The following is a 2,659-nucleotide window of genomic DNA, read 5'->3' on the forward strand; positions in this document are numbered from 1 at the left end:
GGCACGTACCAGCCGGCGACCAATGGGCATGCGCACGATCACGGAATCGTGGCCGGCGTAGACGGGTGGGCGAACGTCATTCATCTTGCGTCTCCTTCCAGTGAGCAAGACGCTCACGGTTCGATGGAAGGGCCCAGTGTCTGGCTTGCGCCATGGCAAGCGGGTAAGGAGATGCTTCTCAGCCTTCAAATGGTTGCAGGCGCCATGCGCGTACCCAGGCCGGCCGCCTGTAATCAGGGCAAGACTTGCGTGTTGTTGCAAGCGTAAAGATGGCGTCTTCGGCCCGTGCCCTCAGGCAGCTCGCTCGTTCATCGCGCTGGCATGCTGAATGGCAAAGCCATGTCGCCCTTGGTGTTTGGCCGCATACAGGGCCTTGTCGGCGGCGTCCAGCAGGTCCTGCTTGCGCAGAAGCTCATGCGGCGTGCAGCTGGAGACACCCACGCTGACGGTGACCCAGGCTGCCGTGCTGGAGGCCTGATGCGGGATGGCCGCGTCATCCACCAGCCGCACCAGCATGCGCGCCAGCTCGATGGCCCCTTCCAGCTTCGTGTCGGGCAAGAGCACGATGAACTCTTCGCCACCAAAGCGTGCTGCGATGTCGGCCGGGCGCTGGGCCACCTGTGCAATCAGCCTCGCGATCTCCTGCAGGCATTGGTCACCGGTGGGGTGGCCATACAGGTCATTGAACTGCTTGAAGTGATCCACATCGATCATCAGCATGGACAGCGAACTGCGGTTGCGGCGAGCGCGGTCCCACTCGGCCTTCAGCGTGTCTTCCAGGTGCCGGCGGTTGAAGAGGCCGGTCAGGCTGTCGCGGCTGACTTGCAAGGCGAGTTCACTGGCCAGACGGTTGACTTCGAGCTTTTCGATGTGCAGCAGCCTGGCCTGCAGAAAGGCCACGCGATCGCGGTCTTCCTTGATGAAACTCACGAACAGGCAGACGCTGCCTGCCAGCAGGTATTGCCCCAGAAACAGCAGGCCGAACTCCGCACTGGCTGCCGAGAACGGCGCCACTGAAAAGGCGCACAGGCCGATCACCATGCCCTTGAACGAGGCCAGCAAGGACTGTTGCAGCGCCAGCGTGCCCACCAGCAGCACGATCAAGGTCATGTAGGTCTGGTTGTAGGCCAACTGCGGGCTGTGAAACTGGAAGGTGGACGCCACCTTGACCGCGATGATGAAGCCGAACATCCAGGGGATCCAGCGGCCCGTGTTGCCCCGCCAGCGCGCGTGCCTGGCCATGAGCAGGCCGACGAGGCCGGCCCCGATGGCCAGGCATTCCGTCCAGGCATAGGTGCGCAGATCCAGCCCGATCAGGTGGCCACGAAAGAAGACCAGCCCGAATCCCAGGCAGCCCGTGAAGGCCAGGATCAGCAAGGGCGACCACAGGTCGACCAGCCGGTTGAAGTCGGCCTCGCGTTGCGACTGGTAGTGGGCGGCCAGGCCTGGCGTGATCTGCACGAAGCGGGATCGATGTCTCAGCGCGCGCTCGATCTCAAGTTTGGTTGAGATCTCAGAATTCATGTCTCACCCCACACGATGCGTGTTCTTGTTTGTTCCACATCGTGGCGACACCTACCCGTTCGGGTGAAGGGGGAAATCCCTGTCGGGCGCGTGGCGTTTCGCTAAAGGCCAGGGGCAGGCCCATAAAAAAGGACAGGCGGTATGCGCGCCTGCCCTTGGTACCGGTGGAGACCGAAAAGATCAGGCCTTGACACCGTGCTCCGATGCGGCCTTCAAACCCAGCATCTGACGGGCTTCTGCGGGCGATGCCACCTCGCGGCCGGCGCGGCGTGCGCATTGCGCCAGGGCTTCGATCAGCTGACCGTTGCCGGTGGTGCGCTCGCCGCCGGGCAGGTAGAAGGTGTCTTCCACGCCGGTGCGCAGCATGCCACCGAGTTCGGCCGTAGCCTGGTGTACGGCCCAGATCTCTTCGCGGCCAATCAGCGTGGTCTGCCAGGTGGTGCCTTGCTTGCGGTACTTGACCAGCAGCTTGAGCAGATCTGCATCAACCGGCATGCCCGAGGCCACGCCCATCACGAAGTTGTACTCCAGGTAGTCGGCCATGCCGGCCTTCTGGTACATCTCGACCGAGCGCACGATGCCCACGTCGAAGCACTCGAACTCGGGGCGGGTGCCCGTTTCGTTCATCACATCGATCATGGCCTTGACCTTGTCGACCTGGTTGTCGAACAGCATCGGAGGCCAGGCCCACTGGCCGTTCTCTTTGATCTTGAGGTAGTTCAGGCTGCCGGCATTGCAGGCGGCGATCTCGGGGCGCACGGCGCGGATGCAGTCTGCGGGGCCGGAGATGTCCGGGCCGACCACGCCGGTGGTCAGGTTGATGATGACGCCAGGGCAGGCGGCACGGATGGCCGTGTCGATCTCGGCGGCCACGGCAGGATCCCAGCTGGGGAAGCGGCCCATGCCGGGCTCCTGGCGGCGCAGGTGCACGTGCATGATCGATGCGCCTGCATCGAAGGCCTCGCGCGCGGCGGCTGCCATCTGGGCGGCCGTGACCGGCACGGGGTGTTGAGCCGGGTCGGTTAGCACGCCGGTGAGGGCGCAGGTCAGAATGGCCTTGTCCATGATCAGGATTCCTTCGTAGCAGTGAGTTCGATGTCGATCAGCAGGGTCTTGGCCTGCACCTGTTCGCCCG

Annotated in this window: 2 protein-coding genes; both read right to left on the reverse strand. The window is 63.8% G+C overall.

Annotation, left to right across the window (positions count from 1 at the left end):
- Window positions 1–291 precede the first annotated feature (291 nt).
- A complete protein-coding gene (locus VFW93_RS00175; protein WP_329691971.1) occupies window positions 292–1,524 on the reverse strand; it encodes a diguanylate cyclase in 1,233 nt (410 codons plus the stop codon).
- A gap of 180 nt (window positions 1,525–1,704) precedes the next feature.
- Complete coding sequence (locus VFW93_RS00180) at window positions 1,705–2,589, reverse strand: 3-keto-5-aminohexanoate cleavage protein (RefSeq protein ID WP_329691972.1); 885 nt, start codon at window positions 2,587–2,589, stop codon at window positions 1,705–1,707.
- Window positions 2,590–2,659: the final 70 nt, after the last annotated feature.

It is taken from the genome of Aquabacterium sp., assembly GCF_036279675.1.
Lineage (GTDB): Bacteria > Pseudomonadota > Gammaproteobacteria > Burkholderiales > Burkholderiaceae_C > Aquabacterium.